Source organism: Nocardia sp. GCM10030253 (assembly GCF_042675075.1).
Taxonomy (GTDB): domain Bacteria; phylum Actinomycetota; class Actinomycetes; order Mycobacteriales; family Mycobacteriaceae; genus Nocardia.
In genome coordinates this window covers 404711-430246 of the sequence record NZ_JBHTDL010000014.1, presented here as the reverse complement: position 1 = coordinate 430246, position 25536 = coordinate 404711, and the positions used below count along the sequence as shown (strand labels likewise).

21 protein-coding genes (1 of these 21 running past the window's edge) are annotated in these 25536 nt (G+C 66.3%); 18 read left to right on the top strand and 3 right to left on the bottom strand.

The annotated features are described in order from the left end of the window. Positions 1 to 2: 2 nt before the first annotated feature. On the bottom strand, positions 3 to 2048 hold the full coding sequence (locus ACFQZZ_RS31445) for a M13 family metallopeptidase (RefSeq protein WP_378687881.1): 2046 nt from the start codon (positions 2046 to 2048) through the stop codon (positions 3 to 5). Between the two features lie 345 nt (positions 2049 to 2393). Between ACFQZZ_RS31445 and rplN the strand changes: the two genes are divergently transcribed. The 13 genes from rplN (at position 2394) to map (ending at position 9487) form a co-directional block, all read left to right on the top strand. Then, positions 2394 to 2762 carry a 50S ribosomal protein L14 gene (gene rplN, locus ACFQZZ_RS31440; RefSeq protein WP_040686591.1) on the top strand — a complete coding sequence of 123 codons (369 nt, stop codon included), beginning with the start codon at positions 2394 to 2396 and terminating at the stop codon, positions 2760 to 2762. 1 nt (position 2763) lies between these two features. Continuing rightward, the gene (gene rplX / locus ACFQZZ_RS31435; protein ID WP_378687878.1) at positions 2764 to 3081 is read left to right on the top strand and encodes a 50S ribosomal protein L24; all 318 of its coding nucleotides are present in this window, start codon (positions 2764 to 2766) and stop codon (positions 3079 to 3081) included. A 1-nt stretch (position 3082) separates the two neighbouring features. Further along, positions 3083 to 3646: a 50S ribosomal protein L5 gene (gene rplE, locus ACFQZZ_RS31430; RefSeq protein WP_378687875.1), complete on the top strand. Its 564-nt coding sequence runs from the start codon at positions 3083 to 3085 to the stop codon at positions 3644 to 3646. A gap of 4 nt (positions 3647 to 3650) precedes the next feature. Next, positions 3651 to 3836 carry a type Z 30S ribosomal protein S14 gene (locus ACFQZZ_RS31425; RefSeq protein ID WP_378687873.1) on the top strand — a complete coding sequence of 62 codons (186 nt, stop codon included), beginning with the start codon at positions 3651 to 3653 and terminating at the stop codon, positions 3834 to 3836. Between the two features lie 132 nt (positions 3837 to 3968). Next, positions 3969 to 4367 (top strand): 30S ribosomal protein S8, encoded by a 399-nt coding sequence (gene rpsH, locus ACFQZZ_RS31420; protein WP_014981717.1) that lies wholly within the window; start codon positions 3969 to 3971, stop codon positions 4365 to 4367. A 14-nt stretch (positions 4368 to 4381) separates the two neighbouring features. Continuing rightward, entirely contained in the window at positions 4382 to 4921 is a 540-nt protein-coding gene (rplF, locus tag ACFQZZ_RS31415) for a 50S ribosomal protein L6 (protein WP_378687869.1), read from the top strand. 2 nt (positions 4922 to 4923) lie between these two features. Further along, entirely contained in the window at positions 4924 to 5331 is a 408-nt protein-coding gene (rplR, locus tag ACFQZZ_RS31410; protein WP_378687868.1) for a 50S ribosomal protein L18, read from the top strand. A 28-nt stretch (positions 5332 to 5359) separates the two neighbouring features. Continuing rightward, positions 5360 to 6025, top strand: coding sequence for a 30S ribosomal protein S5 (gene rpsE, locus ACFQZZ_RS31405; protein ID WP_378687866.1), 666 nt, complete (start codon positions 5360 to 5362; stop codon positions 6023 to 6025). Next, positions 6026 to 6205 carry a 50S ribosomal protein L30 gene (rpmD, locus tag ACFQZZ_RS31400; protein ID WP_062983142.1) on the top strand — a complete coding sequence of 60 codons (180 nt, stop codon included), beginning with the start codon at positions 6026 to 6028 and terminating at the stop codon, positions 6203 to 6205. A 1-nt stretch (position 6206) separates the two neighbouring features. Further along, positions 6207 to 6650 carry a 50S ribosomal protein L15 gene (gene rplO, locus ACFQZZ_RS31395; RefSeq protein WP_014981722.1) on the top strand — a complete coding sequence of 148 codons (444 nt, stop codon included), beginning with the start codon at positions 6207 to 6209 and terminating at the stop codon, positions 6648 to 6650. 133 nt (positions 6651 to 6783) lie between these two features. Further along, the gene (gene secY, locus ACFQZZ_RS31390; protein WP_378687863.1) at positions 6784 to 8106 is read left to right on the top strand and encodes a preprotein translocase subunit SecY; all 1323 of its coding nucleotides are present in this window, start codon (positions 6784 to 6786) and stop codon (positions 8104 to 8106) included. Next, positions 8103 to 8648, top strand: a complete 546-nt coding sequence (locus ACFQZZ_RS31385) for an adenylate kinase (protein WP_378687861.1) — start codon at positions 8103 to 8105, stop codon at positions 8646 to 8648. The genes secY and ACFQZZ_RS31385 overlap by 4 nt, the downstream gene beginning before the upstream one ends. 38 nt (positions 8649 to 8686) lie before the next feature. After that, complete coding sequence (gene map / locus ACFQZZ_RS31380; protein ID WP_378687859.1) at positions 8687 to 9487, top strand: type I methionyl aminopeptidase; 801 nt, start codon at positions 8687 to 8689, stop codon at positions 9485 to 9487. Between the two features lie 978 nt (positions 9488 to 10465). On the opposite strand, the gene dtd is transcribed toward map, so the two are convergent. Further along, positions 10466 to 10909 carry a D-aminoacyl-tRNA deacylase gene (gene dtd, locus ACFQZZ_RS31375; RefSeq protein ID WP_378688058.1) on the bottom strand — a complete coding sequence of 148 codons (444 nt, stop codon included), beginning with the start codon at positions 10907 to 10909 and terminating at the stop codon, positions 10466 to 10468. Between the two features lie 51 nt (positions 10910 to 10960). Beyond that, on the bottom strand, positions 10961 to 12613 hold the full coding sequence (locus tag ACFQZZ_RS31370; RefSeq protein ID WP_378687856.1) for a hypothetical protein: 1653 nt from the start codon (positions 12611 to 12613) through the stop codon (positions 10961 to 10963). Positions 12614 to 12890: 277 nt separating this feature from the next. Here ACFQZZ_RS31370 and ACFQZZ_RS31365 point away from each other — a divergent pair, with 277 nt between their 5' ends. From ACFQZZ_RS31365 to ACFQZZ_RS31345, 5 genes are all read left to right on the top strand, one after another. Beyond that, positions 12891 to 14501, top strand: coding sequence for a hypothetical protein (locus ACFQZZ_RS31365; protein ID WP_378687853.1), 1611 nt, complete (start codon positions 12891 to 12893; stop codon positions 14499 to 14501). Positions 14502 to 14508: 7 nt separating this feature from the next. After that, positions 14509 to 14805, top strand: a complete 297-nt coding sequence (locus ACFQZZ_RS31360) for a hypothetical protein (protein WP_378687851.1) — start codon at positions 14509 to 14511, stop codon at positions 14803 to 14805. 205 nt (positions 14806 to 15010) lie between these two features. After that, a complete protein-coding gene (locus tag ACFQZZ_RS31355; protein ID WP_378687848.1) occupies positions 15011 to 15328 on the top strand; it encodes a hypothetical protein in 318 nt (105 codons plus the stop codon). A 68-nt stretch (positions 15329 to 15396) separates the two neighbouring features. Next, positions 15397 to 15915 (top strand): YbaB/EbfC family nucleoid-associated protein, encoded by a 519-nt coding sequence (locus ACFQZZ_RS31350; protein ID WP_378687845.1) that lies wholly within the window; start codon positions 15397 to 15399, stop codon positions 15913 to 15915. A gap of 18 nt (positions 15916 to 15933) precedes the next feature. Continuing rightward, positions 15934 to 25536: the beginning of an alpha/beta hydrolase gene (locus tag ACFQZZ_RS31345; protein WP_378687842.1), read on the top strand. Its footprint extends 18018 nt past the window's final position; only the first 9603 of its 27621 coding nucleotides appear in the window; it begins with the start codon at positions 15934 to 15936; the stop codon falls past the right edge of the window.

Here is a 25536-nt window from a genome sequence, read left to right as displayed (position 1 = left end):
TATCACAGCGTGACGCGCTGGTCCTCGGGCAGGAACAGCTTGTCACCCGCCTTGGCGCCGAAGACGGCGTAGTACTCGGCGATATTGCGGATCACCTGGTTGCAGCGGAACTCGTTGGGGGCGTGGACATCCATGGCCAGCAGCAATTCCTGCCGCTGCTCGGTCGCCTTGTTCCGCCAGATACGCGCCCAGGACAGGAACATGCTCCGGTAGTCGGGGTTGTCGTTGCCGGCGCGCTGCTCGGCGATGCGGAAGGCGGCCAGGGCGATGGTCAGTCCCCGCAGATCGGCCAGGTTCTCGCCGACCGTGAGTGCGCCGTCGACGTGCTTGCTCGGATCGAGGCCGGCGGGTACGAGCACGTTGTACTGCGCGATGAGCTGCGTGGTCTTGGCGTCGAACGCGGCCCGGTCCGCCGGGGTCCACCAGTCGCGCAGGTTGCCGTCGGCATCGTATTCCGACCCCTGGTCGTCGAAGCCGTGGCCGATTTCGTGGCCGATGATCGCGCCGATGCCGCCGTAGTTGACCGCAGGCCGGGCGTCCTTGTCGAAGAACGGAGGCTGCAGAATGGCGGCCGGGAACGAGATCTGGTTGGCGCTCGGGTCGTACATGGCGTTCACCGTCTGCGGTGGCATGTTCCATTCGGACTTGTCGACCGGTGTGCCGAGCCGCGCGAAGTTGCGCTCGAATTCGAAAGTGTCTGCCGCGCGGATGGATTCGATCAGTTTGCCCCTGGTGATCCGCAGTCCGGAGTAGTCGATCCAGGTGTCCGGGTAGCCGATCTTCGCGTCGATCTTGTCGAGCTTGACGATCGCCGCCGCTCTGGTCGGCGGCGACATCCACGACGAGTTGGTGAAGTTGTCGCGGTAGGCGGCCATCAGATCGGCGACAAGTGCCTGGGCCCTGTCCTTGGCCGCGGGCGGAAAGTACGTGCCGACATAGAGTTTCCCGAGTTCCTGGCCGAGCGCGCTGTCGACGGTGTCGATGCCGTCTTTCCACAGCTCTTGGCGCTGTCGCAGGCCCTGGAGCGCCTTGCCCGTGAAGTCGAAGTCGGCATCGGAGATGGCCTTGGGCAATTCGGACGCGTACTTCTTGACCACGGCCATCCGCAGATACTCCCGCCAATCGGCGATATCGACGTCGGCCCAGAGCTGACCCGCCGCCGTCACGAACGACGGCTGGCCGACCACGACCTTGTCGAACAGCTCCCGCGGCCGATCGGTATTGCCCGCCAGCCACGGATCCCAGTCGAATTGCGGTGCGAGCGTGGCCAATTCGGTCCAGCCGAGCAGATTGTAGGTGGCGTCGGGATTCCGCAAGCGAACGTCGTCCCAAAAACCGGCGGAGATCCTGGTCTCCAGCTCGAGCACCCGTCGAGCCGTGCCCGACGGATCGGGAAAGCCCGCACCAGCGGCGACACGTTCCAGATAGGTCAGGTAGGCCGCACGCTGCTGGGCGTATTCGGGCTTCCGGTAGTACTGCTCGCCCATGTGGGTGTCGATGCCGGATTGCCGGATGGTGGCGATGTAGGTGCCGGAGTTCTTCTGGTCGACGGTCACCCCGAGCCCGATCAGACCGCCGATCGGCAGCGCGCCCATCACCCTGGCGAGGTCTGCCTTGTTCGTGGCGCCGTCGATGGTGGCGAACAGGTCGGCGAGCGGGGTCGTGCCGAGCCGCTCGATCTCGTCCAGATCGAGCCTGGCGTCGTAGAGATCGCGGATCCGCTGCTCCGCGGACCCGGGCCGTGGGTCGCGGATGCCCTCGACGATCTCGCGCAATTGCTGCTGGACGCGGTCGCCGATCTCGTTGAACGAGGTATACGACGGCCGGTCCGGCGGGAGCTGATAGTCGTGAAGCCAGCCACCGTTGACGTGTCGGTACAGATCGTCCTGCGGGCGGATCGCCTGGTCGGCACCGCTCATATCGACCCCGGTCTGCGGTGTCGTCTCGTCCCCGAAGCAGGACACCAAAGCGGTGGTGGCCGGAATCACTCCGAGCGCGATCAGAAAGGCGCGACGGTCGAATCGGACCGGACCGGCGGATGAACTCAAGAAAACCCCTTTTCCAGCGGTAATGCGGAATATCAGCAGCTCTTTTGGTGATCTCGCTTGGACCGAGGGTAGTAACGTGATGGACCACGAGCACTGATCGGCGGGGGTTTCACAGCTGAATGTCAGGCTGCGGGAACGGACCCGATTTGGGTTCGACCTGGGGATTCACCTACACTAGTGCGGTTGCCTGCGGGAGCTATGCCCGCAATCCGACCGTGAACCCCCAGTGGTTGGGTCTTATAGATCCACATAACCGCTGGCAGGCGCGCGTTCGGGTGGTTACACGACCATGCCCGTCGGGTCGGCAATCCGGCGTGCGTATACATCCAGGTCAAGGAGGCTGAAGTGATTCAGCAGGAGTCGCGACTGCGCGTCGCCGACAACACGGGTGCGAAGGAAATTCTTTGCATCCGCGTGCTCGGTGGCTCGTCACGTCGCTATGCCGGCATCGGTGACATCATCGTCGCCACCGTCAAGGACGCTGTCCCTGGCGGCAACGTCAAGAAGGGCGAGGTCGTCAAGGCCGTCGTCGTGCGCACCGTCAAGGAGCGCCGCCGTCCGGACGGGTCCTACATCAAGTTCGATGAGAACGCCGCCGTGCTCATCAAGGCGGACAACGACCCGCGTGGCACCCGCATCTTCGGCCCGGTCGGCCGCGAGCTGCGCGAGAAGAAGTTCATGAAGATCGTTTCGCTGGCCCCGGAGGTGCTCTGACATGAAGGTGCACAAGGGCGATACCGTGCTCGTCATCTCGGGTAAGGACAAGGGCGCCAAGGGCAAGGTCATTCAGGCCTACCCGGCGACCGGCAAGATCCTGGTCGAGGGCGTGAACCGGATCAAGAAGCACGTCGCGAACTCCGCGAACCAGCGTGGCGCCTCCTCCGGTGGCATCGTGACCCAGGAAGCCCCGATCCAGGTCTCGAACGTGATGGTCGTCGATTCCGATGGCAAGCCGACCCGTGTCGGTTACCGCACCGATGAGGAGAGCGGCAAGCGGGTCCGGATCTCCCGTAAGAACGGGAAGGACATCTGACATGACTACCTCTGAGAAGACCCAGCCGCGCCTGAAGGCGCGCTACCGGGCCGAAATCAAGGACGCGCTCAACAGCGAGTTCGAGTACGCCAACGTGATGCAGATCCCCGGCGTGGTCAAGGTCGTCGTCAACATGGGTGTCGGTGACGCCGCCCGTGACGCGAAGCTGATCAACGGCGCCATCAAGGATCTGGAACTGATCACCGGTCAGAAGCCCGAGGTCCGCAAGGCGACCAAGTCGATCGCGCAGTTCAAGCTGCGTGAGGGCATGCCCATCGGTGCGAAGGTCACGCTGCGTGGCGACCGCATGTGGGAGTTCCTCGACCGTCTGGTCTCCATCGCGCTGCCCCGTATCCGCGACTTCCGCGGCCTGTCGCCGAAGCAGTTCGACGGCAACGGCAACTACACGTTCGGCCTGAGCGAGCAGTCGATGTTCCACGAGATCGACGTGGACTCCATCGACCGTCCGCGCGGTATGGACATCACCGTGGTGACCACCGCGACCAACAACGAAGAAGGCCGCGCGCTGCTCAAGCACCTCGGCTTCCCGTTCAAGGAGAACTGAGCATATGGCCAAGAAAGCACTGGTCAACAAGGCCAACGCCAAGCCGAAGTTCGCGGTCCGCGGCTACACCCGCTGCCAGCGGTGCGGTCGCCCGCACGCTGTCTACCGCAAGTTCGGCCTGTGCCGTATCTGCGTTCGCGAGATGGCGCACCGCGGCGAGCTGCCGGGCGTGCACAAGAGCTCCTGGTAGCCACCACCAACTTCCGTCGTCCCGGCGCAAGCCGGGTCACGACGGGAAACTAACCCCCACTTCGTGATAGGCCCACGAGTCCTTCGGGCTCTTGCATGGGAACCGTTGCGAGAAAGGTAAACGGTCAAAAACATGACCATGACTGATCCGATCGCAGACTTCCTTACTCGTCTGCGCAACGCCAACTCGGCGTACCACGATCAGGTGAAGGCGCCGCACTCGAAGCTCAAGGCGAACATCGCCGAGATCCTCAAGCGCGAGGGCTACATCGCCGATTACCGGACCGAGGACGCGACCGTTGGCAAGAGCCTCGTCGTCGACCTCAAGTACGGCCCCAGCCGTGAGCGCAGCCTGCAGGGCCTGCGCCGCGTCTCGAAGCCGGGTCTGCGTGTGTACGCGAAGTCCACCAACCTGCCCAAGGTCCTGGGCGGCCTCGGCGTGGCGATCATCTCCACGTCGACCGGTCTGCTCACGGATCGCCAGGCGGCCAAGCAAGGTGTAGGCGGGGAAGTCCTCGCCTACGTCTGGTAAGGGGAGGTAGGACAATGTCGCGTATTGGCAAGAAGCCCATCGCAATTCCCGCAGGCGTCGATGTCACCATCGAAGGCCAGAACGTGTCGGTCAAGGGTCCCAAGGGCACCCTGTCGCACACGGTCGCCGAGCCGATCACCATCGCCAAGGGCGAGGACGGCCAGCTCGAGGTCGTGCGTCCGGATGACGAGCGTCGCAGCCGCGCGCTGCACGGCCTGACCCGCACCCTGGTCTCGAACATGGTCGAGGGTGTGACCAAGGGCTACGAGAAGAAGATGGAAATCTTCGGCGTCGGTTACCGCGTCGCGGCCAAGGGTTCGAACCTCGAGTTCGCCCTCGGCTACAGCCACCCGGTCCCGATCGAGGCGCCGGAGGGCATCACCTTCGCGGTGGAAACCCCCACCAAGTTCTCTGTGTCCGGAATCGACAAGCAGAAGGTCGGCCAGATCTCCGCTGTGATCCACGGACTGCGTAAGCCCGACCCGTACAAGGGCAAGGGCATCCGCTACGCCGGCGAGGTCGTTCGCCGCAAGGTCGGAAAGACGGGTAAGTGATCATGGCGCAAACCGAAAACCAGAAGGCCAAGCGCGTCCCGCGCGGCAAGGACGTTTCGACCACGCGTCGTCTGTCCAAGACGCGCCGTCACTTCCGTCTGCGCAAGAAGGTCGTCGGCACCACCGAGCGTCCGCGCCTGGTGGTCAACCGCTCCTCGCGCCACCTGCACGCACAGCTCATCGACGACTCGATCGGCAAGACCATTGCCGCCGCGTCCTCGATCGAGGCCGATGTGCGTGCACTGGACGGCGACAAGTCGGCCAAGGGCAAGAAGGTCGGCGCCCTGCTGGCCGAGCGTGCCAAGGCTGCCGGCATCGAGGCTGTCGTCTTCGACCGTGGTGGTCACGACTACCACGGACGGATCGCCGCGCTGGCGGACGCCGCTCGCGAAGGTGGGTTGAAATTCTGATGATCAAGAACAACGGAAGGAACGTCTGATGCCGGGACGTCAGAGGCGTGACGGCGGCAGCGGACCCGCCGGACAGAATGGTACAGCCGGAGGCCCCGAGGGCGGCCGCGGCGACAGCCGTCGTGGTGGCGGTGATCGTCGCGGTGGCGGCGACCGTCGGGACAACGCGGCCGAGAAGAACCAGCTCGAGCGCGTCGTCGCGATCAACCGTGTCTCCAAGGTCGTGAAGGGTGGTCGTCGCTTCAGCTTCACCGCCCTCGTGATCGTCGGTGACGGCAACGGTCTGGTCGGCGTCGGCTATGGCAAGGCCAAGGAAGTTCCCGCGGCCATCCAGAAGGGTGTCGAGGAAGCTCGCAAGAACTTCTTCCGCGTCCCGATGATCGGCTCGACCATCACCCACCCGGTGCAGGGCGAGGCGGCGGCCGGTGTGGTCATGCTGCGTCCGGCTTCGCCGGGTACCGGTGTGATCGCCGGTGGCGCGGCGCGTGCCGTGCTGGAATGCGCTGGCATTCATGACATTCTGGCGAAGTCGCTCGGTAGCGACAACGCCATCAACGTCGTGCACGCGACGGTTGCGGCACTCAAGATGCTGCAGCGTCCGGAAGAGGTCGCGGCCCGTCGTGGTCTGCCCCTCGAGGACGTTGCCCCCGCGGGCATGCTGCGCGCACGCGCTCAGGCAGCGGGAGGCAGGTAAATGGCAGATCTCAAGGTGACCCAGATCAAGTCGTCGATCGGCGCCAAGGCGAACCAGCGGGAGAGCCTTCGTACGCTCGGCCTGCGTAAGATCCGCCAGACCGTGGTTCGTGAGGACAACCCTCAGAACCGTGGGCTGATCAACGTCGTGCGCCACCTCGTAACAGTTGAGGAGGTCTGACATGACCATCAAGTTGCATCACCTGCGTCCGGCTCCGGGTGCCAAGACCGAGAAGACCCGTGTGGGTCGCGGTGAAGGCTCCAAGGGCAAGACCGCGGGCCGTGGTACCAAGGGCACCAAGGCTCGCAAGAACGTTCCGGCCGCCTTCGAGGGTGGGCAGATGCCGCTGCACATGCGGCTGCCCAAGCTCAAGGGCTTCACGAACCGATTCCGTACGGAATACCAGGTTGTGAATGTCGGCGCGATCGCCAAGTTGTTCCCCGAGGGTGGCGAAATCGGCAAGGCCGAGCTCGTCGCCGCAGGCGCGGTTCGCAAGAACCAGCTTGTCAAGGTCCTCGGTGACGGCGAGATCGGTGTCGCGGTCCAGGTGACCGTCGATAAGGTCACCGGCGCCGCCAAGGAGAAGATCACCGCGGCCGGTGGCACTGTCACCGAGCTGGGCTGACGGTACTCTGCAGGTAGTGGCACCGGACGAGTGAAGGCTCGTCCGGTGCCACTGTTAGAGTTCAATTGTTGTCTGCCAAGCCTCGCTATGGGTTATTTCCATGGCATGACCATGTCGTTCGCCAGGAGGATCTGTGCTTTCCGCCTTCGTATCGGCCTTCCGGACTCCGGACTTACGGCGGAAGATTCTCTTCACGCTGGGGTTGATCGCGCTGTACCGCATGGGTGCCGCGCTGCCGTCCCCCGGTGTCGATTACCAGGCCGTCCAGGAATGTATCGACCTGGTTTCCGGTGGTGAATCAGCTGGTATCTACCAGCTGATCAACCTGTTCTCCGGTGGTGCGCTGCTGCAGTTGTCGGTCTTCGCGATCGGCATCATGCCCTACATCACCGCCAGCATCATTATTCAGCTGCTGACTGTCGTCATCCCGCGGTTCGAGGAACTGCGAAAAGAAGGCCAAGCAGGCCAGAACAAGATGACGCAGTACACCAGGTACCTGTCGATCGCCCTTGCGATCCTGCAGGCCACCGGTCTGGTCGCGCTCGCGGCCCGTGGGCAGCTGTTGCAGGGCTGTCAGCAAGACATCCTCGCCGACACCAGCATCTTCGGCATGATCATCATCGTGCTGGTGATGACCGCCGGTGCGGCGCTTGTCATGTGGTTCGGCGAGCAGATCACCGAGCGTGGCATCGGCAACGGCATGTCACTGCTGATCTTCGCGGGCATCGCGGCTCGCATCCCGACCGAGGGCAAGTCGATCCTGGACAGCCGTGGTGGTCTGGTGTTCGGCCTGGTGTGTCTTGCCGCGTTCGCCATCATCGTCGCGGTGATCTTCGTCGAGCAGGGCCAGCGACGGATTCCGGTCCAGTACGCCAAGCGCGTGGTGGGCCGCAAGATGTACGGCGGCTCCTCGACCTACCTGCCGCTCAAGGTCAACCAGGCCGGTGTCATCCCGGTGATCTTCGCCTCCTCGCTGCTGTACCTGCCGAACCTGGTGGCGCAGCTGACGTCGTCGCAGAACAACCCGGATCCGAGCTGGTGGCAGGACATCGTCCAGAAATATCTGGTGAACCCGAGCAGCCCGGTGTACATCGCGATCTACTTCGGTCTGATCGTGTTCTTCACCTACTTCTATGTCGCGATCACCTTCAACCCGGAGGAGCGCGCAGACGAGATGAAGAAGTTCGGTGGCTTCATTCCGGGGTATCGTCCCGGTAGGCCAACTGCCGACTATCTGAATTTCGTTTTGAGCCGTATCACCCTCCCCGGCTCGATCTACCTCGGTCTCGTGGCAGTGTTGCCCAATCTGTTCCTCGATATCGGCTCATCCGGTGGTGCGCAGAACCTTCCGTTCGGCGGCACCGCGGTGCTCATCATGGTGAGCGTCGGTCTCGACACGGTGAAGCAGATCGAGAGCCAGCTGATGAATCGAAATTACGAAGGGTTCCTCAAGTGAGAGTTGTACTTCTCGGTCCGCCGGGTGCCGGCAAGGGCACCCAGGCTGTCTTGCTGTCGGAAAAGCTTGGCGTTCCGCACATCTCCACCGGGGACCTGTTCCGTGCAAATATCAGCCAGCAGACCCCGCTCGGTCGAGAAGCGCAGAAGTACATGGACGCGGGCGATCTGGTGCCGAGCGATGTGACCAACCGCATGGTCGAGGCCCGCGTTGCCGAGCCCGACGCCGCCAACGGCTTCGTGCTCGACGGCTACCCGCGCACGGTCGATCAGGCCGACGCGCTGGAGAAGATCCTCGCCGACATAGACACCAAGCTCGATGCGGTGCTGTGCTTCGTCGTGGCAGAGGACACCGTGGTCGGGCGGATGCTGGCCCGTGGCCGCGCCGACGACAACGAAGGTGTGATCCGCAACCGGCTCCGGGTTTACCGCGAGGAGACCGAGCCGCTGCTGGAGCACTACGACGGGCTGGTCGTCACCGTGGACGGTGTCGGCGAGGTCGACGAGGTCAACGCCCGCGCGCTGCGCGCACTGGGACACTGATGCCGCTCACCGCACCAGCGATGGGACACTGAACCGTCATGGTCTTCGGTCGAAAGAGCAAGAAGGTGGTGCCGTTCCGCACCGCGGGCGAACTGGACGCCATGGCGGCGGCAGGTGCCATCGTCGGTCGCGCGCTGGTCGCGGTGCGCGATGCCGCGAAGCCCGGAGTGAGCACCCTGGAGCTGGACGAGGTCGCCGAGCAGGTGATCCGCGACGCCGGCGCGGTGCCGTCCTTCAAGGGCTATCACGGGTTCCCCGGTTCGATCTGCTCGTCGGTGAACGACCGTGTGGTGCACGGGATTCCGACCTCGGAGGAGATCCTGACCGACGGCGATCTCGTCTCCATCGACTGCGGCGCGATTCTCGACGGCTGGCACGGTGATTCGGCGTGGACGTTCGGCGTCGGCCCGATCATCGACGCCGATCGGCTGCTCAGTGAGGCAACCAAGCTGTCCATGGAGGCCGGTATCGAGGCAATGCTGCCCGGTAACCGGCTGACGGACGTCTCGCATGCCATCGAACTCGGCACTCGCGCCGCGGAGGAATTGCACGGTCGCGCCTACGGCATTGTCGACGGTTACGGGGGCCACGCCATCGGCCGCGAAATGCACATGGACCCGTTCCTCGCCAACGAGGGCGATCCCGGCAAGGGGCCGAAACTTGTTGTCGGATCGGTTCTTGCGATCGAGCCGATGCTGACATTGGGCACGACTCAGACCAAGGTGCTCGGCGACGATTGGACCGTGGTGACCCTCGACGGCAGTCGCGCCGCGCATTGGGAACACACGGTGGCCGTCACCGAAGACGGACCGCGAATTCTGACGCTGCGCCCCGAATAGTCGACGGGCATCCGGATGGATGGCGTTCGACTGTGAAATACGTTGGGTGTCGATGACATTGACGACGCCGCCTTGCTGTCGGCCGCGCCGTGACATTATGCGGCGCCTAACCTTTGATGCGCCTCGACGTTGACGAAGCAGCACATTATGGGTGCTCCGACATTGCCGGTGCGCGGCCTTCCGCCGACGTCGACGACGGACCCGACAATCGGCGGCGCGCCGACACTGGCAAAGCAGCACACTGGCGGGTGTGCCGACATTGACGGTGCACCTATCTCGGCCTTCCGCCGACATTGACGACGGAGCCGACAGCGACGACGCACCAACATTGACAAAGCGCCGACATTTGGAGCGCTCTGACGTTGGGGTGCTGCGACATTGATGACGAACGGCACGGTGACGTTGCGCGGCGAGGCCCGATACGCACCGACGCCGCGGGCAGGCCCGCAGGCGATTACGCCTCGCGACACCGGTTTCGACACATTGGTCGATACACCGGCGTCACCGGGCGATATCCCAGCTCGTCGCTGGATCGGTGACGTCGTTCCTTCCACCCGCGCCTGCACGTCTGACCTTGCCTTTCGGTCAGGCAGTCGGTTCGAACGCTGTGGTGTGTCAGTGGTTTTCCTTCCCGACTCGAGATGAACTCTTAACGATGTAGAGATCGTATGCGGCACCGTCGATCGCTCACCTGAGTAGAGAACTACTCGAATTCCATTGGGCTGCCGTGCATCCTGTCAGCGAGTATCTTCAATGGCCGCGGTACGCCGGGTTTCGGGACTGCGGATGGCATCGGTGACGCGGGGCATGTCGAATCGACTCCGCGGCATCGGCGATTGTGGTTACGCCGGGATAGCGCGCAATTTGTTCACCGCGCATCTCGGTGCCGGGCTCGATGGAAATAGGCTCGGCTCCTGCGCCGAACGATGCGGCCGCGCGGGCCGCGACAGTCCTGATCAGGGTTCGGCGGTGGGTGGTTCAGCTCTCGAGGAGCAGGGTGACGGGGCCGTCGTTGGTGAGGTCGATGTGCATGTGGGCGCCGAAGCGGCCGGTGGCGATGGTGGCGCCCAGATCGCGCAGGGTCTGAGCGAACGCCTCGACGAGGGGTTCGGCGACCGAGCCTGGGGCGGCGGCGTTCCAGGAGGGGCGGCGACCCTTGGTGGTGTCGGCGTAGAGGGTGAATTGGCTGATCACCAGGATGGGTGCGTCCAGATCGGCGGCGGAGCGTTCGCCGTCGAGGATGCGCAGCCGCCACACTTTGTCCGCCAAGGTTTTCGCGGTCGCCTCGGTGTCGCTGTGTGTGACGCCGACCAGGGCCACCAGGCCGTGGGGTGCGTTGTGGGCGGCCGGGTCGATCCGGCCGACGATCTGGTCGTCGACCGTCACCTGGGCGGTGGTCACTCGTTGTAATAGGACTCGCACATCGGTGATCATGCCGTGCGGTCCTGCCATCGCAACGGTGGGTGTGCCGTCTCAGCTCGGATCCGGAGTATTCACTTTCTGGAAGAAGAGCAGGTCGGTGTGCGGGACGGTCTCGGCGGCCTGCCGAATTCCGTTGGCAGGCAGGTGAGTGAGCTTGGCGAACATCGGCGAATTGCCGAACGCGGCGCGGACCTGGGTTTCGGACGCGTAGTCCGCGCCGTAATCGGCCAGTGCCGCAAAGTCCAAGGGCGCCAGCGGCTCATCCAGCGGTGCCTGTCCGCTCGGCCGGCCGAGGGCGGCGTACTGCATGGCCTTGCCGCCCTCGTATCGGCACAATTCATAGGCCATGTTTTCGGTGGCGGCCACGCTGATCACCGGCCAACGGGTCGAAAGCCGCAGCGCCAGTGGATGTCTACCGACGTTCGCCAACTCCCACTTCAGGCTCATGACGGTCACCGTGCCCGGGTACGGCTGTTCGATGAGCACCATGTCGTCGCCCAGCTTCGCCGCCGAGTTCAGTTCGAGATCGGCTGCACTCCAGATGATTTCCACCCCACCGAGATGGGTGGAACCCTTCGCCGGTTGCGCACCGTCGGCCGCGTACGCGGCGATGACTGCCGCGCGAACCTGGGCGATGGCGTCACGGGCCGAGCAGCGCACGCTCAACGCGCCGAACGTCGTCGCGATCTCGACCGGCCGCGACGGCGGATCGGGCATCGCGCCGGGGGTCAATGGTTTGATGCCGACCAGGGCCAGCTTCCAGTTGATCTCTTCGATCGTGGAGAGGTCGCCCGAGGTCTGGTACAGGATCTGTTGCTGGGTGAGCCGTCCGGCGCGTTCGAGTGTCGCGCATTCCAGCTTCGCGAGCGCGCTGTAGGACTTGATGGTGAGGTCTATGTCCTCGATTCGTGTCTGGCGCAGCCGCGTCGTCATTTCGGGCGAGGTCAGCGCCGCATACCGTTCGCGATACATCGCGATGGCCTGTTTGCGCTGTCTGCCGACCATGAGCGTGCGCAGCAGCGTGCTCAGGGACGCGAGGTACTTGCCGGACTGATCCGGATTCGCCGCGAACAGCCCACTGCGGATCCGTACGGCGTCCTCGGACGCGGCGACGGCCGTGTTCGGATCGAGCCTGCACAACCAGACACCACACTTCGACAAGGCATCTGCGCACACGCCCGCCGCTTGTGGATGTGTATGCGCCACTTGCCGATAGGCGCCGCAGGCGCTGCGGATGGTGCTCGCCGCCAGTTCGCGGTGGCCGATATGGCGGGCAGCCTGTTCGAACACCCGCAGCGCGTCCTGCACCTCGCCCGCGAACTGGGCCGACACCTGCCCGGCGGTGAGCCAATGCAGCCGAATGGCGACCGCCTCCTGCGCGGGCGCCAAGGCTTCGGCAGTCCGGTCACGTCCGGAGTCGTTTTTCGTGGCGACCAAGGCCTTGGCCAATTCGCACAACGACGTGGCCAGTCGCAGCTGGGCTTCGATCGACCGGTCGATCGCCGCCCCTCGATCCGCAGCCACTCGGCGCTCGATCGAGCTCAGATCCATCGCGATCCCAACTCCCGCATCAACCTTCCGCGTACGGTCGTCGATCGGCCGCATCATGCCCGCCGAGTCTGCCACAAAAGCGGGCAGCGTGCGCCGGTGATCGCAGCTCGAACTGGGCACGGCGGAGCTATCGGCGGCGAAGCTGCGCGTCACTGCCACGGCACCTTGCAGTTCACATCGAGGCCACCTTGCGACCGCTCGAGGTGGTGCTGCCCGCCAATGGATTCGGCGTCGCCGGTGCACGGGTTGGCGGGTCGCCGGTCGAGTCGCAGTTCGGGCGCAGTATCCGGCCGAACTCGCGGCGACTGTTCGACAGATGCGCGGCGTGTCGCTGTGCCAATATGAGGGGCAGTGACCACAGCTCGGGCGCAGCGGCAGCCTTCCCCTACGCGGGTGCGGCCGCGTGTGCAGATGAGGAGATGGCGGCGACGTGACCAGTCCAGACGACGAGGCTCGTAACGACAAGGTCCAGGATCGTGCGGACACCGGTGCCGCGTTCCCCGGCAGTCGGGACCAGGAACACGCGGTGCCCGGCGACCAGGATGCCGACGAAGACTTCATGCGGGAGTTCATGAGGAGCTTCGAAGAGAACAACGACGATCCCGACGTCGAGTTCACCCTTATCGGGGATGCGCCGGATACGGACGTCGCCGAGCAAGCCAAGGGACTCGGTCATCAGATTGCCAGGGAACTGGCCGCGCTCGGTCCGCAAGGGTGGCGGCAACTGGACGCGGTGTTCGCGATGACGACGGCCGCCGAAGTGGCACAGGTCTTCTTCTCCGACGACCAACAGCGAGCCGTGCGCATTCAGCCGACATCGTCGGTGCTCGAACTGGTCCGCGAACATCGGCGCATGTCGGCTCAGCTCAGCGACGGTCCGTGGTGGCGGTTTGTCCTGACGTTGAGCAATGCCGGCGAGATCGAAGTCGACTACGACTACGGTGACGAGCCGTTCCCGGACGACCAGCTGTTTCCGGCCGAGGTCTACGCCGCGGACCTGGAGGTGTACCCGCGCGATTCGCTTCCGGTCTGGTTGGCGGCCTATGTCGGTCACGGTGACAGGCAGTCCCGCACCGCGCAGGCGGCGGCCGCGCAGGCTCGTGCGGACCGCGAAGCCGGGGTACGGGCTTCGGTTTCGGACCGCGATTTTCCGGCGTTCCCGGTGATGTGGTCGCGGTGGGCTGTGATGGCGGCGGCGTTCGTGGCGGCCGGATCACTGTGGGGCCCAAGGGTGTTGCCCGCGCTCGGCTGGTTCGAGGGCGCCAAGCGGAGTGGTTCGACGTTGTACGTGCTGCCAGGTGGCCGGGCTGTGCTGTCCGGCGGCATCTGGAACGCGCCGGAGTTGGATGCCACCTATAACGGCGGCGAGTCGATGCCCGAGCTGTACGCGGGCGCGCCGGAGTGGGTGGCCAATCCGGTGTTGAATCCGCGCGCGGCCAACGGTCTGCTGTCGTTCTGCTACTGGTGGGAGGGCGGTAGCTGGTATCGCGGTGAATCGCCGACCGCGGACCAGCTCAGCGATGCGGTGCCCGGTGTCTGGACCACCGACACTGTGGTGGAGGTGATCGCCGGCTTGGTTGCCGAACAACCGACGGACCGTCAGCGCGCGGCCGTGCTCGATCTGGTGTCCGCCGCCGAGGTCGGTCTTGTCACCCGTGACACTGTGGTCGATGTATTCGGCGAGGACGGCACGTTCGACGTCGACAGCGCCTATTACCAGCTGACGATGGCCGGGGTGGCGATGATGCTGCCCGAGCCGATGCCCGAAGTGGACGCGATCGCGCGGGTGCGGCAGTTCATTGTGGACCGGGGGATGGACACATCCGGGTATCCGCCGGAGGAGCTGCGCGCAGATCGGATCAGTGTCGGCTGGATGGTGTTCGTGCCGACCCGACCGGGCGAGATCTCGATCGGGCGCGCGATCTTCTATATCGCCGATGACGGTGTGCTGGAGCAGTCTTCGTCGTCGGTGGCGCCGGCGGTGTACATCGCCGAGTTCGAGCAGCGTTTCCAGCAGCGGCACGGTTCAGTAGAGGCCTGATCTGCATATGGTGCGAAGCCGATACCCCACCGAAGACGAGCTGCGCCGCAACTTCGAGCGCGAACTCGCCTCGGTCAGCTCCGGCGGCGGCCTTCGTTCGGAGACCGGGCTGGACATCGAGACGGATGCCGCGCTGATCGAGATCGCCAAGGCCCACCCGAATGTGCCGGAAACGCTGGTCACGGCCGCCCGCGCGGCCTTCGCCGGCCAACTGGACGGATCCAATGCGATGACCCGCCGAACCGAGCTGAAACGCATGCTTGCCGAACACAATCGGCGTAAGGGGCCCGACTCGCCTCGGTGACGCGAAACCGTTCGGGAGTTTCCGGGTCCGGGACGGACGGTTCCCGCCATCATCGGATCATCGGTGCGGCAACAAGATCGAGGTACCAGCATGGCCAAGAGAGTCGAAATCGAAGGTGGCCATCTTCATTGACGGTTCACTGACCAGCGGCGTGCCTTTCGTGCGATGATCGGATGTGAAGGGTTGCGAGAGCAGGAGCTTCGACATGGGCCGATTCGAGAACTATGAAGAGAAGTTCCGTGCCGCCGGTGAAGACACCGCTAAGGTCCATCGTTCGTTGACCAGGTTGATTACCGCAGTGAACTCGGCGATGTCGGTCGGTTCGACCGCGTGGGGCCCGGACAAGTTCGGCAGCAAATTCGCGGACGGTCCTGAGGGTTTCGTCCAGTCGATGGCGAATATGGTTGGCGGCACCCAGAATATGGCCGATTCGTTCGCCAACATGTCCGAGGGGCAGTACCGCTCCGCGGAGACCGTCAAGAGGCATGAACAGGCCTCGGAGGACGGCTTCGAGCAAGTCTGAGGCGAGTGGTCGACACCGACCGGGTCCGGTAGCCCGTCGCGAACCACCGGGTGGCTGAAGAGGGCGGTATGACAGAACAGCAAGACGAGGGGGATATGGCATCGATTATCGATGCCTTTCATGAGCAGATGCAAGCCATCGCGAAGGCGCAGCAGCAGCGGGTCAAGCTGATCGGCACGGCCACTTCACGCGACAAGATGGTGACGGTCACCGTGAACGCCAACGGTGTTGTCATCGAGACCAAGTTCTCCGCGAGCATCGGCGAGATGAGCTACGACGAGATCGCCAAGCTGGTGACCAAGACCGCGCAGGACGCCGCCGCCGACGTGGCCAGGAAGAGTCACGCGTTGGCGGCACCGCTGACCGACCGACGTGCGCGGCTGCCCAAGCTGTCGGAAGTGATCGAAGGCATGCCCGACTTCGAACGTGAGATACCGCTCGAGCCACCGGTTTCCACGGCGCCGCCAGGAGCGCCCGAGCGCGCGGTCGAGGACACCGGCGCCGTCATGACATTCACCGACGTGGAGGACTTCGACCACAGCCGAAAAGCCGAACCCACATCTGGAATCAGCGAATCCAGCTGGTAAGACGAGAGCGGCTCGGCTATGGCGATAATGATCCCGGGCTGGCTGCAGTGGCTGGAGTGGGTTGCGGGCACGGACTGGCCCGAGGGCAATGAGGATCTGCAGAAGGCGCTCGGGGAAGCGCTGCTCGATGTCGGCGATGACCTGCGGAGCATGTCGATTCCGGAGGCGCAGGCCGCGATCAAGTCGCTACTCGTCGCGTACCCGGATGGTGAGGGCAAGGAGCAGATCGAGCGCGAGCTCAAGAAGCTCATCTCCGGCAAGGGTTCGATGGAAGACCTGGTCACGGCCTTCCAGCAGATGGGCAAGTCGGCGAAGGATTTCGCGGGACAGATCCGGTCGAACAAACTCAACGGGATATTCTCTCTCGCCTGGCTGGCCGCGGAGTTGGCCTATGCGCTGACCCTCGGCCCGGGAGCGCCGTTCGCGCAGGCCGGCGCGATCGCGGCCACGCAGTTCGCCTTTCGGTGGCTCGGCACCCGGCTGCTGAGCGTCATCGGCTCGATCGTGGGCCGGATGGCCATCTCGCAGACCGCGAAACTCATTCTCACCAAGCTCGTCTACGAGATCGTCCAAGAAGCCTTCACCGAGGTGATTCAGGGCACGTTGCAAGAGCTCGCCGTCCAGGGGCTCAATGTCAGCCAGGACTTCCAGGACAAGATGCACTGGGACCAGGTTGGGCAGAACGCCTGGATCTCGGCGGTGGCCGGTGGTGCCGGTGGCGCAGCGGGTCACGGCATGCACAATCTGATGAATCGGACGCCGCTGGGCGACGCGCGCTGGCAGGGCATGTTCAAGGGCGGGGTCGTCGGTGCCGGCGCGGGTCTGGCGGGTGCGGGTGCGGCGTATGTGTCCACTGGTTTGTCCGGCGGCGGATGGGAACTCGACCCACGCATGCTCACCGGCGGCGCGCTCTCCGGCGTCGGTCCCAGCGCGGTGTACGGGTGGCGGGGATCGTCGAACTACGCGGGCGCGCCGATGGGCAATGGGCGGGGGCCGGGCTCCAACGTCGGTGTCGCGCCCCCCGCCTCCGATGGCAGCACCTCCACTACGCCCGCGAGCGTCGATACCGCCGGTGCGACAAACAGCGCCGCAACCAACCCGACGACCGGTGCCGCCGCCAACGGCACCACCAACGGTGCTGCTGACAGCGGCACGAGCAGCCCTGCCGCACAAGGCACCAGCGGCGGACGAGCGAACGGCGCGGATGGCGGCGTCACGGAGACGGGTGGCTCGACGTCAGCGCAGACCGGATCGAACGGATCGGCCGACACCGGAAACCAGACTGGGTCGAACACCGACCAGACAGGCTCTGCCACTACGGATTCTGGTGCCGCCACCAGCCAATCGAGCTCGGCCGGGAGTGATTCCGGCGGCTCGAGCAGCCAATCCAGCCCTGGCACCAGCGATTCGAACGCATCCAACAGCCCATCGGCGGCGAGCAGCGCCGAAACAGGTGTGTCTGCAAGCGGTTCCGGTACCAGCGGCACAACCGGTGGCGATGTCGGCACCGGCGCCGACGGCACCGCGACTTCGCCGCAACCGGGCGGCCCATCCGCCGACACACAGCAGACCGGTTCCGCCCAGCCGAGTTCCGTCTCCTCGAATAGCGGCCTGACCAACGCGGGTTCGCCTGCCGGGCCGATGGCCATGCCGAGCGCAGACACCCCATCAGCAGGCATGCCCGGCGCGGGGTCGGTGGGATCCGTGGCGAGTGGGCCCGCCGCAACAGGGTCGACCGCGAGCACGCCATCGACCGCGACGCCATCGCAGGCCGGATCGTCTTCATCCACAGCTGCCGGAACATCGTCCGGAACCGCTTCGGTGGGATCGCCGCAGACCGGCTCCTCGACCGCGCCGAGCGCGGCGCGGCCCACCACCGGTGCCGTTGACAGCACTGCCGATACTTCCGTGTCAGAAGGCAGGTCGCCGACGGCCGACATCGACGGCGCTCCCGCTGTGCCCGACACCGGGCAGCCACGCGCCAGTGCCGCGGGTTCGTCCACCACGGGAAGGTCGGCACTCGGCGACGCAGGCGCCGTGCAGGCAGATACCGCTGATTCCGAAGCGCCACAGTCACTTACGCCCGAGTCGGGCGCGGAGGTCGATGCGGAGCTCGGTGCGCGCGCTGACCCGTTGCTGCCTGAAGACAGTCTGGTCATCCCCGGTCCGCTCGGCGCTCCGGCAGCGGCCGAGGGCCCGAACCGGGTGTCGGGTGACCGTGCCGGACGAGTCACGGCCGACAGCGATGCCGACAGCGATGCCGAGAGTACGGCCGATGCCGATGCCGATGCCGACACCGACGGCAAGACCGACACCAACACCGACGGCAAGGCAGATACCGACACCGACGGCAAGGCAGATACCGGCCGTGCCCCGCAGCGCCCCCGGGTGTTGCCGGAGAATTTCGCGCCGCCCTCCGACGTCGAAAGCGCGGACGCGGTGTCCGCGCTGGCCAAGCTCGGCCAGAACGCGAGTCCGCAGGACCTGCTGCACGGCGATCCAGGACATCCCGACGCGACCGCACGCGCCGAGGAACGAGCCCGTGCCAACGCGGAATGGTGGAATCCGCTCTCCGCCGACGAGAAGAAGGGGATGGTGCGGGCGCATCCGGAGGTGATCGGCAATGCGCCCGGTATCGACGCGGTGTCGGCGAACGACGCGAACCGGCTGCAGATGGCCAGGGAATTGAGCAATCTCACCGGGCGTGACGATTTGACGCGGGCCGAACGCAAACAGTTGGCCAATCTCCGCGCCACGGTGCGCGCCTTGGCGGTGGCTCAGCTGCAGGCGGCCGCGGTCGATCCGGATCTGCCGGTGCACGTGGTGGCCTACGACTCGACCGCATTCGGCGGAAAGGGCAGGGCTGCGGTTGCTTTCGGCAATGTCGACACGGCCGACCACCTGTCGTGGCATGTGGCGGGTAAGCACGGCACCGTCGCACAGCTCGGCGCGAGTTCGGTTGCCGCGCTGAATCAGTACCAGTCCTCGGTGGCCAAAGTTCGTACCGGCGAGTCGATCGCGTCGATCGCATGGGTCGGCTATGACGCACCTGCCGGGGGCAGGTTCAGAGCCGCTCGGCAGGCGTTCACGCTTGGGCACGCCAGGGCGGGTGCCAAGTTGCTGCTGCGTGACATCGCCGCCTCCGATGCGGCTCGGGCGGTGACGAGCGGTCCGGACGGAACGCCGACCAACAAGGTCATCGCGTACGGCTACGGCGTCGATGTCGCCGAGGCGGCGGGCAAGGGCGGCCGCCTGCAGGGGCTTGCCACCGATGTGGTTCTAACCGGTCTGCCCGGTGAGCCGATCATCAAGGCTGGGCACTTCGGCAGCGCTGTCCGGGTCCATGTCGCCGCGTCGCCGAACCTGTTCAGCCGGCTCGACTCGCCGGTGCCGGATCGCACGAATCCGCCGAGCGGCGTACCGACGAACACGCTGTATCGGATCGATGTGATCGCCGCCGACCGCGTCGGCACCACGGCGCATCAGGATCCCGACACCGATTCATCCGATCAGGCGTCGCCGCAGGCGGACACCGACCCGCCCCCGGTGTCGGAGAACAACTGTGCCGAGCGTGCGCTGTGGCGGGCGGCCAGGCAGACCGGCAACGAGGCGATCTCGGTGCTGGAGCCTGGCTCGATCGGCCCGGAAGGGCTGGGCTGGCGCGACCTGCAGACCGCGGCGGGCGGTGAGCTGACCCCGGTTTCCGGCACCAGGAAGCGTTCGGCCCATCAGATGATCGCGGACGGCCTGAAGTTCCTGCGCGGCAAGTCGACGGTGCTTGTCGTCGACGAGCATCGCGGACCGGTCGACCAGCACGGCGTCGGCTCGCACGCCTACGTCATGTACTTCGACAAGGCCACCGGCAAGGTCATGGTGGACGATCCGCTGCGCAGCGACCAGCCGTTCGAGTTCGATCCGGACACCGCGCCCGACGTGAAGGGCACCTGGGGTGTCTTCTACGGTGCGGACGGCGAGCTGTTGCGCCCGCTCGCGGCGGGCAGCGGCGCCGAAGACGACAGCGACCTGGTACGACCCGGATCGCCCATCGGTGAAACCGATCCCGCCGCTCCTGGCGACACCATCCCCGGTCGGCCGCCGGTGCCGGACGGGCCGATCACCGATGCGGAGAACGACCTCGCGACCGCCGCGGTGGCCGCGCTCGGCGAGAACGCCCAGCCCAAGCAGTTGCTGCACGACGACTACACCGGTGATGTCACTGCCCAGGCGCGCGCCAAAGCCGAGGACAATGCCGACTGGTGGTACAACCGCATCAGCGACGAGCAGCGCGAGGCGATGATCCGGGTGCACCCGGAATTGGTCGGCAACGCCGACGGCATCCCGGTCGCAGCGCGCGACCGCGCGAATCGCCTTGCACTGGAACGTGATCTGGCAAGCTACCGGATGCGGACCCCGGAGCGGCTCGGTGCGGGTCAGCTGGTCAATTCGGAGTTCAATCGCGCCGAGCCCGATCACCTGCGCAGCTTGATCGCAACCAGGGAGACGCTGCAGCGTGCGGATCGTCTTGCCGCCGCGCTCGATCCGATCGTCGCCGTCCCGACCGTGCAGGTGCTGTCCTACAACTCATTGCTCTTCGGCGGCCAGGGTCGTGCGTTGGTGTCCTTCGGTGACCTCGACGCGGCGGCGGCGGTGTCCTGGCATGTGCCGGACAGCGGTGCCTCGCTGCGCAATCTGGGTGACCAGTTGCTCGCGGCCGCCGGCCACTACGAGGCGACGGCACACGCCGATCCACATCTTCCCGCCGCCGCCGTCGCCTGGCTGGGCGCCGAGGTTTCGTCCAACCATCTGCTGCCTGGTGCGCGCAGGAATGCTGAGACAGGCGGCCACCTACTGGTGCGTGACCTCGCCGGTTTCGACGCCACCAGGTCCGCCGCCGCCGACCATGCCCGTGCCAAGGGCAACGAGGCGGCTGCGCCGCACTCCAATCATCTTTTCGGGCATCGATATGGTTCCACCACAGTCGGTTTCGCTGGTGCGAACGGCAGGCTGGCCGGTCTGGCGGGCAGCGTCACGCTCACCGGGACACGCGATGCCGGGCCGATCAGGACCGCACGGGAGTTCGGGATCGGTGATCACGTCTACGTGGCGACCTCGGCAAGAGACCGCACGGCCGCAGTGGCCGCCGCTCCCGGCAGATTGGCCAGGTTTGTCGGGCTGACCTCGAGCGCCGACCCGACCGCTGAGGCATTCGGCGCGCGACCTGTCGCGGTGGACAATCCGGGTAACCGCCGAGCGCCGTTGTCGGAGCTGTACTTCCACACCGATCCGGAAGGCCGAATCCCGACCGAGGCACTGCGGAACTTCGGCCGGATCGCGGCCGGCCGCGGTGTCGACGTGACCGTTCCCGCGCGCTCCGACGCCGAAGCTGTCGCTGATCTCGTGACGCCTCGCGACGGAACGGCGCCGGGCGATGCGGTGCAGCAGAATCGGCACCTGGGCGGTGTATTACCGCCGGACGCGCGGCCAGGCGACCACGAACACGAATTGGCGAACGAGGCCGAGCAGCGGCTGCGGAGCCTGCTCAGTGCGCCCGAATTCGGTTTGGCGGGGCTGCTGGAGCGCACGGCCCGGCCGGATCTGGCGGCACATCCCGAGGTCAGGCTGGGAGCAGTGCTGCAGCGCGCGGTGCCACCCGATGATGTGGTCGGCGCCGCCCAACGCCGCGCGACCCAGAACGCAACCTGGTGGCACGGGCTGAGCGACGTTCAGCGTTCCGCCGTGGTGCAGACATACCCGCAGGTGATCGGCAACACCGATGGCATTCCGGCAGCGGATCGGAACGCGGCCAATGAGCTGGCGATGACTCGTGACCTCGAGCGGATCATCCGGCTGGCCGACGGCACGGATCGACCCGCACTCACCCCCGCCCAGTGGCGCGAGCTGCGCAATATCGTGACTGCGCGAGATCAGTTGGCCGCCATGCGCCGTGGCGCCAACGCGACGATCGGTTCGCCGCCGGTGCAGGTGCTGTCCTACGACCCGAGGGCGTTCGGCGGCAAAGGTAAGATCGTGGTCGCGCTCGGCGACCTGGACTCCGCGTCCTCGGTGTCCTGGCATGTCGGCGGCCGCGGCACGACGATGCAGAGCGTTGGCGACCGGATGTCCTTCGCGCGCGGCCAGTACGAGGTGACCGCCGGTTTGTCCGCGGCGGACGCCGGCGTGGCGTCGATCGTCTGGATCGGATACAACCATCCCGACACGAAGCCGGAGGCGGGCAATCCGCGCCGCGCCGCGGTCGGCGGATATCTGCTCGCGCGCGATATCGCGGCACTGAACGCGACAAGGGCCGATCGAATGCCGGACGGCGGTTCCGGCCTGACGAATCATCTCATCGGCCACGGATTCGGTTCGACCACAACGAGCTTCGCCGCTGCTGGCGGTAGGCTGACCGGTCAGATCGGCACCATCACCTTGGTCGGCCCGACCGGTGCGGGCCCGGTGCCGACCGCAGCCGAATTCGGGATCGGCGAGCGGAACGTGTTCGTCGCGGCCGCGCCGGGTGATCGGGTGGCAACGCCGGGACGCTTGGGTCAGGTCGGGCAGCGGCGCCTCGGGGTTAATCCCGCGGCGGCGGAGTTCGGCGCCCGCCAGATTCTCGCGCAGTATCCGGACACCCGCGAGTTCGGCGGGCGGCGCGGTGCGCACCGCGGCTACCTCGGACATATCGATCCGCACACCCGCACCCCCACTGCGTCGCTGGCCAATATCGGGCTCATCGCCGCGGGCCGCGGCGATGAGGTCGCTACCTCGGATCAGGCCGTCGCCCGGCCTGCGCCGAGCGGACAGGTGGTCTCGGCCGCGGACGTCGGGCGGGCCTTTGCGGCGGTCCGGACAGCCGATCCCGCCACCGAGATTCCGACCGATGCGGGTCCCGACCGCACCAACCGCCGGTGGAGCAGGGACCGGACGCTGCCGCCGGACAACGCGGTCACCCAGGCGGACCGCGACGCGGCGCGGCAGGTGCTGAACAAGCTCGCACCGGAGGCCAGGGCGGACCGGTTGCTGCACGCCGCCGATCCGGAAGACCTGACCGGGGCGGCACGGCGGCGAGCCGAGGCCAACGCGCGGTGGTGGCAGTCGCTGACCAGCGACGAGCGTGGGCTGGTGCTGCGAGTGCACCCGCATGAGGTGGGTGACGCCGACGGAATCCCCGCCCATATACGCGATTACGCGAACCGCCTGTCCATCGCCCGCGATCTGGCCGTGTTCGCAGGCAAGGTCCCCGACGGCGCGGATCTCGAGCAGTGGATGCGCAAGGAGCTCGGCGGTTCCGAGCGTCACAGGCTGGAGAATCTGGTCTACACCCAGCGGGCGCTGATCCTGGCCGAGCAGAAGGTCGGCCAGCTGCATCGGAACGTCGAGGCCCCGCCGGTCCATGTGATCGGTTACAGCGCGACCGAATTCAATGGCGCGGGGCGCGTGCTGCTTTCGTTCGGCAATGTCGACACCGCGGCCTCGGTGTCCTGGCAGATCCCCGGCGTTACCACCACAATGCAGCACCTGCGAGCGCGAATGGGCAACTCGCTCAACTTGTTCGAAACCACCGCACGAATGAATCCGGATCTCGAAATCGCCTCGGTGGTATGGATCGGCTACGACGCGCCGAGCGGGGCCACCATGGCGACCGATGCGGCGTCGCAGGCGCACGCCCAGAAGGGCGCCAAACTGTTGGCGCGGGATGTGGTCGCGTTCAATGCGAGTCGCGACTACTACGCGGACAAGGGTGGACCGGGGCGGCCGGACAACCATCTTTTCGCACACAGCTATGGCTCGACGACCACGGGTTACGCGGGTGAAGGCGGCCGCCTCGCCGGTGAAGTGAGCACGATCACGCTGCTCGGCTCGCCGGGCGCCGGTCCGTTGGCACGCGCGCACGATTTCGGCATAGGCGCCGAGAACGTATATGTCGCAACGGGTTCGCGCGATCCGGTGACGTGGGTCGGCGCGAACGTCCCTGGAGCGATGGGGCGGTACGCCGGGCGCGGCCAGGGCCTCGATCCGTCCGTCGCTGCCTTCGGAGCCCAGCGCATTCGTGCCGAATTCCCGCATGTTCCGAGGTTCTCCGACAGACTGCGCAATCACCGCCAGTACTGGCAGTACAGCGAGTGGGCGCACCGGACACCGACCGAGGCGCTGGAGAACTTCGGCCTGATCGCCGCGGGTCGGGCCGACGAGGTCTCGCTCGCCCAGCACCGTCCCGGCGTGGAGAACCCGACCTGGTTGCAGCGTCGCGTCGGGTCCATGCCGAGGGACCCCGAGGCCGGTCGCGAGGCGAAGATCCAGCACGGTTCGACCAAGTACCGACGGCCCGGCGATCCGGGACCGGCGCAGCCACCGCCTGCCCCGGGGCCCGATGACGGCGGGCCGGGCGATCGCGCCGCGAACCCGCGCACTGTCGGCGACACGCAGGTACCGGGACCGCAACCCGACGCCGAACCGATTGCGTCGCGGCAGGAGCCGATTGCGGCGCCGGTCGTCGCACCGGAATCCGTTGCGCCCGAGTCGGTCCGGCCCGAAGCGGACGTCGACCAGGAACCCGAAGAAGTCGGCGCGGACGATCGCGGCGCCGGGGGCCGGGGACCGAACGATCCCAACGCTCCGCCCACCCCGTCGGACCCGGACGACGACGGCAACCGGCAGTTCGAGCGCGACGGCCTGCTTCCGGTGGATCGGCCGATCACCGATGAGGACCGACCGGCCGCTGCGGAGCTGCTGAACAGGCGCGCCCCTGGCGCGGCGCCGGAACGGTTGCTGCACAGCGACTACACCGAGCCCGACACCGTCGCGTCGGCCAGGGATCGAGCATCGGGGAACGCGCACTGGTGGGATGCGCTGTCCCCGGCCGAGCGCATGCTCATGGTGCGGGTGCACCCACGCCACATCGGTAACGCCGACGGCATCCCGGCGGTGGCCCGCGATTACGCGAACCGGCTGGCGATGGTGCGGGACGTGGCCGAGCTGCGCAACTCCCATTCGAGCGAGCTGACCAAAACGCGACGACGACAGCTGCGGAACCTGGAGACGACGCTGGCCGCCCTTGCCGAGGCCGACCGGATGGCTCGCGAGGCGGGGCAGGATTCGGACCGTACCGTGCCTCCGGTCCACGTGCTGGCCTACGATGCTGTCGCCTTCGGTGGCAAGGGCCGCGCGGTGGTCGCATTCGGCGATGTGGACACGGCGGAGTCGCTGTCCTGGCATGTGCCAGGGATCAAGACGAATCTGGGCAAGCTCGGCTGGAACGCGGAGTTCGCGCGCAACCACTACGAGGTCGCCGCGGACCGGAACCCCAACCAGACGGTGGCCTCCATCGCGTGGCTCGGCTACGACGCACCTTCCGGGTATCTCGGTGCATTCCGTCTCGGTCCTGCCCAGCAGGGCGGGGCGTGGCTGGCCCGGGATATCAGCGCGCTCAATGCTTCTCGTGAAGCCAGGGTTCCCGACGGTGGGCCGGGTAGGCCGAAAAACCACGTGTTCGGGCACAGCTACGGTTCGACGACGACGAGCTACGCCGGTGGCGCGGGTCGGCTGGCGCCGGAGGTCGCGTCGATCACACTGGCCGCCTCGCCCGGCGCTGGTCCGGTCGGGCACGCACGCGAATTCGGC